Origin of the sequence: Thiococcus pfennigii (assembly GCF_016583835.1) — a bacterium.
GTDB lineage: Bacteria > Pseudomonadota > Gammaproteobacteria > Chromatiales > Chromatiaceae > Thiococcus > Thiococcus pfennigii.
This window is the reverse complement of record NZ_NRRW01000173.1, coordinates 1-527: the sequence shown is the minus strand read 5'-3', so window position 1 is coordinate 527 and position 527 is coordinate 1. Positions and strand designations below refer to the sequence as shown.

At 67.7% G+C, this 527-nt stretch carries 1 protein-coding gene; it reads left to right on the top strand.

Going from position 1 to position 527, the window contains the following annotated elements:
- On the top strand, positions 1–444 hold a 444-nt coding region (locus CKO41_RS18430; protein ID WP_200383303.1), incomplete at its 5' end, for an ATP synthase subunit C.
- Positions 445–527: the final 83 nt, after the last annotated feature.

The window sequence follows — 527 nt, the reverse complement described above, 5'->3', positions numbered from 1 at the left end:
TATTGGCTCGCCGTCCTGATGTCCTTCGCCGTCGTCGGTCTCATCGCCACCGGCCTCTATCTGGAAATGCGCCCCACCGCCAGTCTGCGGCTGCCGCGCTGGAGCAAGCCCGCCGTGGGCGGACAGCTGCTCGTTTTCGTCGCCGCACAGTTCGGGCTGCTGCTGTTGGGCATCGACGAGGTCCTCGCCCAAGAGGCCATGGAGGTCGTCGAGGTGCAGGAGATCAGCATCGGCATGGGCATCGCCATCCTCGGCGCCGGCATCCCGACGGCACTCTCCACCATCGGCGCCGGCATCGCCGTGGGCCCCATCGGTGCGGCGTCGCTGGCGGCCATCACCGAGAAGCCGGAGACCCTGGGCCGCACCCTGATCTATCTGGGCCTCGCCGAGGGTATCGCCATCTACGGCCTGGTCATTTCCATCCTGCTGCTGAACCGGATCTGAGCCACCATGGCCGCCGCACCAGACTCAGCCTCGGAGCTACCGGCGACGCGCATGCTCTTTCTCGGCGCCGACAGCCTCGCCGA